The sequence below is a fragment of the Spirillospora sp. NPDC049652 genome, from assembly GCF_040675125.1.
Lineage (GTDB): Bacteria > Actinomycetota > Actinomycetes > Streptosporangiales > Streptosporangiaceae > Spirillospora.
On the sequence record NZ_JBFAOF010000343.1, the window covers coordinates 1 to 6,978 of the forward strand.

General features: G+C 74.7%; 5 protein-coding genes. 3 read left to right on the plus strand and 2 right to left on the minus strand.

Annotation, left to right across the window (positions count from 1 at the left end; all coding sequences use genetic code 11):
• Positions 1–2,766 (plus strand): ATP-binding protein (locus AB0J52_RS21515; RefSeq protein WP_500183519.1); only part of this gene is annotated, 2,766 nt, incomplete at its 5' end.
• Positions 2,767–2,929: 163 nt separating this feature from the next.
• Here AB0J52_RS21515 and AB0J52_RS21520 read toward each other — a convergent pair.
• Positions 2,930–3,739, minus strand: a complete 810-nt coding sequence (locus AB0J52_RS21520) for an ABC transporter permease (protein WP_500183521.1) — start codon at positions 3,737–3,739, stop codon at positions 2,930–2,932.
• Positions 3,736–4,725 (minus strand): ATP-binding cassette domain-containing protein, encoded by a 990-nt coding sequence (locus tag AB0J52_RS21525; RefSeq protein ID WP_500183523.1) that lies wholly within the window; start codon positions 4,723–4,725, stop codon positions 3,736–3,738. The genes AB0J52_RS21520 and AB0J52_RS21525 overlap by 4 nt, the downstream gene beginning before the upstream one ends.
• A 308-nt stretch (positions 4,726–5,033) precedes the next feature.
• Here AB0J52_RS21525 and AB0J52_RS21530 point away from each other — a divergent pair, with 308 nt between their 5' ends.
• A complete protein-coding gene (locus AB0J52_RS21530) occupies positions 5,034–5,567 on the plus strand; it encodes a PH domain-containing protein (protein WP_500183524.1) in 534 nt (177 codons plus the stop codon).
• Positions 5,564–6,978 (plus strand): PH domain-containing protein (locus AB0J52_RS21535; protein WP_500183525.1); only part of this gene is annotated, 1,415 nt, incomplete at its 3' end. The genes AB0J52_RS21530 and AB0J52_RS21535, both read left to right, overlap by 4 nt.

Sequence of the window (6,978 nt, forward strand, 5' to 3'; positions counted from 1 at the left end):
CCCGCCAAGACCGTGCCCGCCGAGACCGCGCCCGCCGGGCCCGGCGACTTCGAGGCGGCGCAACGGCCCCCCGCCGGGAATCTGGGCGCGCAGCTCACCAGCTTCATCGGCCGGGACGAGGATCTCCGCCAGGTCGGCACGATGCTCGCCGAAGGACGGTTCGTCACCCTGACCGGCCCCGGCGGCGCGGGCAAGACGCGCCTCTCGCTGGAAGCCGGCCGCCGCGTCCCCGACCTCGTCACCTCCGGCGAGGTGGAGGGGGTCTGGTTCGTCCCGCTCGCGTCGGTCACCGATCCGGGCGAGGTGCCGTCCGCCGTGCTCTCGGCGCTGGGACTGCGCGAGGTCACGCTGGTGTCCACCAAGGCCGGGTGGCGGGCCGCGCCGGAGGGCGCCGACCCGGTGGCCCGGCTCACGGCGGCGCTCGCGGGTCGGCGTCCACTGATCATCCTGGACAACTGCGAGCACCTCCTGGACGCGGCGGCCGGGCTCGCCGACCGGGTGCTGGCCGGCTGCCCCGGCGCGCGGATCCTCGCCACCAGCCGGGAGCCGCTCGGCGTCACCGGCGAGGCGCTGTGGCCGGTCGAGCCGCTGGAGCAGCCCCCGCCGGACGCCGACGCGGGCCGTGCCATGGCCTACCCGGCCGTCCGGCTCCTGGCCGACCGCGCGACCGCCGTCTCGCCGGGCTTCGCGGTGACCCGGGAGAACGTCGCCGACGTCGTCCGGATCTGCCGCGCCCTGGACGGAATGCCCCTCGCGATCGAGCTCGCGGCGGCGCGGCTCCGCGCGCTCACCCTCGCGCAGGTCGCCGACCGCCTGGACGACCGCTTCCGGCTGCTGCGCGCGGGCAGCCGCACGGCCCTGCCCCGGCACCGCACGCTCCGCGCCGTCGTCGAGTGGAGCTGGGACCTCCTGGACGGCCGTGAACGCGCCATCTGGAGACGCCTCGCAGCCTTCCCCGGCGGCGCGGACCTGGCCGCCGCCGAAGCCGTCTGCTCCGACGCGCCCGGCGCGCCCGGCGCGCCCGACGCACCCGACGCGTCCGAGCCGTCCGGCGCACCCGACGCGCCCGGTGCACCCGACGCGCCCCGCGCGCCCCGCGCGTCCGAGACGTTCGGCGCGGTCGTCTGGAGGGCTGGACACGGGCGCGCCGGCCATGACGGTCAGGCCTCGGTCGGAAGCGACGACCTGCCCTCCCAGGACGAGCCGGTGCCCACCGGGGACGTGCTGGACGTGCTGGCGGCACTCGTGGACAAGTCCCTGGTCACCGTCGTCACCGACGGGCCGGACGGCGAGCCCCGGTACCGGATGCTGGAGACGATCCGCGCGTACGGCCTGGAGCGGCTGGCCGAGGCGGGCGAGCACGACCGGATCCGGCGCGCGCACGCCCTGTACTACGCGGGACTCGCCGAGACCGCCGAGCCGCACCTCTACCGGTCCGGGCAGGTCACCTGGATCGCGCGCCTGAACGCCGACCAGGACAACATGCACGCCGCGCTGCGCTGGGCGCTCGACACCCGGGACGCGGCCCTCGCGGTGCGGTTCACGGCCGCGCTCGGCTGGTACTGGTTCCTGCGCGGACGGGTCAACGAGGTCATGGACGGCGTGGTCGCGCTCGACAACATGCCCGGCCTGCCGGCCGGTCAGACCACGGCGCGGGCGTACGCGCTCGGCGCGATGGCCGCGTTCGAGGGGTCCTGGCGTGAGGGCGTGGACGCGACCGCGTGGCTGGAGCGGGTCGGCTCCCTGGTGGCGGACCTGCCGGACGGCGAGCCGCTGCACCCCGTCCTGCGGATGACGACGGTGACGATGCGGATGTACGCCGAGGGCTGGAGCGACGGCATGCTCGGCGGCCTCGCCCCGCTCCTGGACGACCCGGACCCGTGGATCCGCGGCCTCGGCCACTTCGTCTCCGGGCACGTGGAGCTGAACTTCGGCCGCAGCGAGCAGGGGGAGCGGTTCTTCGCCGGGGCGGCGGCCGCCTTCCGGGAGGCGGGCGACTTCTGGGGCCTGTCGTTCACCCTCACCGGGCAGGGGGAGCTGCTGAGCCGCCGCGGGGAGCACCGCGCGGCGGTCGCGCTGTACGAGGAGGCGGTCCGGCTGAACAGCCGGCTCGGCGGCGGCCCCATGGTCGTCCTGCACACCGAGGTGCAGCTCGCCCTCCAGCTCGCCCTGCTCGGCGAGGTCGAACGGGCCGAGCGGATCCTGGCGGCGGCGCTGCGGGAGGTCGAGCGGATCGGGGCGAGCGAGGGGACGGCGGCGCTGCACCAGGCGTCCGCGATGCTCGCCCGGTGGCGCGGCGACCACGCGGAGGCCGTCCGGCTGCTGGACCGGGCGCACGGGCTGGTCGCCGACCAGGCGGGCTGGCCGCAGTTCGGCGCGCTGGTGCTGACGACCCGCGCCTTCTGCGATCTGGACGCGGACGCCCCGGACGCCGCGCGAGACCGGCTGCGCCAGGCCCTCGCCGGGGCGGCCAAGGCCCCCGACTTCCCGATCGTCGCGACCGTCCTCGGGGGTTTCGCCGCCCTGGCGCACCACGAGGGCGACCCCGTGGGCGCCGCCGAACTCCTCGGTCACGCCGAGGCCCTGCGCGGCGGCCCCGACCTCTCCCAGCCCGACGTCGTCGCCCTCGGCCGGACGCTCAGCGCGCACCTGGGCGACGCGTCCTACAAGGCGGCCCTCGCCCGCGGCCGCTCCCGGACCTTCGCCGATCTGCTGGCCGCCCACGACCTGCCGGACCCCCGGATCCACGGCCTCCGCCGCGCCTGAACCCGCCGCGGAGCACGTCCGCCGGAGCGGACGACGCACCCCGCGAGCGCGCGGTGCGGACGCGGCAGGTTCAGGCGCTGCGGGTTAAGGCGCGGCAGGGGCAGGCTCGACGGGGTCAGGCGCTGCCCGCTCACGCGGCGGACGGGTTCAGGCTCGGGCGGGGTCAGGCGCGACGCTTGAACGCGCGCAGGGACAGCGGGGCGAAGATCAGCGTGATGGCGAGGCCCCAGGCCAGCGCGACCACCGCGTGGTGCAGGACGGGACCGCCGATGAGCAGCCCGCGCATCGCCTCGACCAGCTGGGTGACCGGGTTGTTGCGGATCACCCACGCCAGCCAGTCGGGGATGCCCCGGGTGGACTTGATGAACGCGGTGCTGAGGAAGCTCAGCGGGAAGATCACCACGAACCCGAAGATCTGCACCTTCTCCGGCTCGTTGACCTTCATCGCGATGAAGACCGACGTCCAGGAGAACAGGATCGCGAAGGCGAGCAGCAGCAGGAACGCGCCGACCACCGCCAGCGGGTTGGTGTGGATCCGGAACCCGATCAGGAAGCCGACCGACAGCAGGATGAACATCGACCACGCCTGCTTGGCGGTGTCGGCGATGATCCGTCCGGCGAGCGGCGCGGACCGGGCGATCGGGAGGCTGCGGAACCGGTCGTAGACGCCCTTGGTGAGGTCGCTGTTCAGCCCGAAACCGGTGCTCATCCCGGCGAACAGGGCGTTCTGCGCGATGATGCCGGGGATCACCACCGGCAGGTACGCCTGGACGCTGCCGGTCATGGACGGGCCGAAGACGTACGCGAACAGCAGCACGAACATGATCGGCTGGATGGACAGGTCGACCAGTTCCATCGGGTTGTGCTTGATCTGCACGAGGTTGCGCCAGGCCAGCGTGGCGGTGTGGCGCATCGCGGCGGCGGGGGAGACCCGCTTGGTGAGCTGCTCGGGGGCGAGCGCGGCGGTGGTCACGCGCGGGCTCCTTCCTGTTCGGCGCGGACGAGCTCGTCCGCCTCGGCGTCGACGTCGTCGGTGTGGTGGCCGGTCAGCGCGAAGAACACCTCGTCCAGGCTGGACTTGCGCAGCGACAGCTCGCCGATCGGCACCCCCGCCTCGTCCAGCCGGCGGACCGCGGCGGGCATCAGCGCGGGGTCGGTGATCGGGACGCTGACCAGGCCGTCCGCCGTCTCCGGGGTGGCGCCCGCGAGGTCGGCGACGATGCCGGTGACGGTCGCGGCGTCGGCCGCCCGGACCGGGCGCACCTCCAGCACCTGGCCGCCGACCTGCGCCTTGAGCTCGTCGGACGTGCCGTGCGCGATGACCTGCCCGCGGTCGATGACGACGATGTCGTCGGCGAGCTGGTCGGCCTCCTCCAGGTACTGCGTGGTCAGCAGGACGGTCACGCCGTCGGCGGTGAGGCCGCGCACGATGTCCCACAGGCCGTTGCGGCTGCGCGGGTCGAGGCCGGTGGTCGGCTCGTCCAGGAACAGGATCTGCGGGTGGCCGACCAGGCTCGCGGCCAGGTCGAGGCGGCGCCGCATGCCGCCCGAGTAGGTCTTGGCGGGGCGGCCGGCGGCGTCGGTGAGCTGGAACCGGTCGAGCAGCTCGGCGGCCCGCGCCTTCGACGCGCGCCGGGACCGGCCGAGCAGCCGTCCGATCATGACGAGGTTCTCGGTGCCGGTCAGCATCTCGTCCACCCCGGCGTACTGGCCGGTGAGCCCGACGAGCTGGCGCACCTGGTGCGCCTGCTTCACCACGTCGTAGCCGCCGACCGTGGCGTGGCCGCCGGACGGCTCGATCAGCGTGGCCAGGATCCGGGTCGTGGTGGTCTTGCCGGCGCCGTTCGGCCCGAGGACGCCGAGGACGGCGCCCGCCGGCGCGGCCAGCGACACCCCGGACAGGGCGTGCGTCTCGCCGAAGCGTTTCTCCAGGCCCTCGGCCTGGATGGCGTAGGACATCGGGGTCTCCTTTGGTTCGCGCGCATCGGGCATGCCTGGCCTGCAGCCGGAAGGTGGACAAGGTAGGCGCTGTCCGGACGAATGCGCATCCAGTTTTTCCGCGCGCCGCCAGGAAGCCGAGCTCCGGCTGACAGGCACGCCGTCTCCGAACCGATCGTGACTACTGTCACACGAAGGTCCGACAAAACCGTGAAACGGCGGCCGCCCCCGGACTCCTACCCCCGGGGCCGCGGACTGTGGCCGTCCGCTCCGCGGTTGCGGCGGACCGTTCCGCTGGAGGCGGCCATCCGGGCAATAGACTGCGATACGTGACGGCGCGGAGCACCCACGCGGTGCGGCTGAGGGAGCCCGCGAACCGGGTCTCGCCGCGAGCGATCGCGCACTGGGCGATCGAGTACCTGCTGTTCTGGGGCCTCGGCTTCGGGCTGGCCTGGGGCGTCGCCGTCTGGATCGGCGACCGGCCCCGCGACGGCGTCCCGCGCTGGATCACCGCGCACATCGGCTGGCTGCCCGTCGTCATCGGCATCGCCGGATTCCTCGCCGTCACCGTCGGGCCCGTCTGGCGCTACCGCGTGCACCGCTGGGAGGTCAGCGCGGACGTCGTCTACACCCGGACGGGCTGGTTCAGCCGCGAATGGCTCCTCGTCCCGGTGAGCCGCATCCAGAACGTCCACACCGAGCAGGGATGGCTCGAACGGCTGCTCGGCCTCGCGCGCCTGCGCGTCCACACGGCGTCGCACACGGGCTCGTCCGAGGTGTCCGGCCTGCGCGTCCGGGTCGCCACCCGGCTCGCCGAGGAACTCGCGCACCGCGCCCACGACCCGAGCGACGACGCCACATGACCGCCCCCGACACCCCCGCCGAGCCACCCGACACGCTGGCCGCCGCGCCGCCCGTCGAGCCGGCCGCCGCGCTGGCTGACGCACCGGCCGCCGAGCCGCCGCCCGCCGAACCGTCCACCGTGTCGGTCGACGCGGCACCGGAGCGGGCGGCCCGGGACGCGCCGGTGCGGCGGCTGCATCCCCTGACGTTCGTGGTCGGGGCCGCGCGGGAGATGGCGGCGCTGGTCGCCGCCGGCGCGACCGGGTTGCTGGTCGGCGGCATGTCCACGGCGTTCTACTTCGCGCTCATCGGCCTCGCCTTCGGGTTGGCGTGGCATGTCGGGACGTGGGCGACGTTCACTTACCACGTGCACGAGGACCGCTTCCAGACGCGCAGGGCCCTGGTGACGCGGACGGTCAAGAGCGTCCCGCGCGAGCGGATCCGCGGCGTGGACATCTCGTCCACGCTCGGCCACCGGCTCCTCGGCCTCGCGATCGTGCACGTGGACGCGGGCGCGGACGGCGGGGAGATCGTGCTCAACGCGGTGGCGCTGCGCGAGGCCGAGCGGCTGCGGAAGGTGCTCCTCGCGCGCGCCCCCGTCACCGAGATCCCGCCGCCGGCGGCGAGGCGGCGGCACGAACTCGCGCACATCCGCCGCCGCTGGTTCCTCTACGCGCCGCTGAGCGGGGCGTACCTGCTGACGCCGTTCGCGCTGGCGGGAAGCCTGCTCGGCACGCTCTACAACCTCGGCGACGACCTCGGGCTGATCACCCGGGAGCGGGTCGAGCGCCTCGGCCGGGACGCGGCGGGCCTGCCCACCGGCGTGCTGGTCCTGGTGATCATGCTGTTCCTGGTCGCGATGCCGGTCGCCTCGGTCATCGCGTTCACCCTGTTCAACTGGGACTTCACCGTCTACCAGCGGGACGGCTCGATCGTCGCCGAGCGCGGCCTGGTCACCCGCCGCAGCGTCGCGCTGGAGCGCCGCCGGGTGCGCGGCGTCGAACTGGCCGACAACCCCTTCGAGCGTCTCGCGGGCGTCGTCCGGCTGGGCGCGCTGGTCACGGGCCTGGGCGACGCCGCCCACCGGGGCCGCCTGCTGCCCGCCGCGCCCCGGGCCGTGTCGCTCGCGCTCGCCTCCCGCGTCCTCGGTCCCGTCCCCGGGCCGCTGATCCCGCATCCGGAGGCCGCCAGGGGCCGCCGCCTGGTGCGCGCGACCTCCCCGCCCCTGCTCGCCGCGATTCTGTGCGCCATGGCCGGAAACATGTGGCTCGCCGGTGTGTCTTTGCTGGCGGTTCTGCTGGCCGTCCCGCTGGGACTGGACCGCTACCGGCAGCTCGGCCACGCCGACGACGGCGTGCGGCTGACCGTCCGGTCGGGGTCGCTGCGCCGCCGCCAGTACGTCGTGGAGCACGACGCGATCGTGGGCTGGCG

Coding starts and splice junctions, on each gene's coding strand:
- AB0J52_RS21525 (WP_500183523.1), bottom strand. CDS start 4,725: ATGTCCTACGCCATCCAGGCCGAGGGCCTGGAGAAACGCTTCGGCGAG.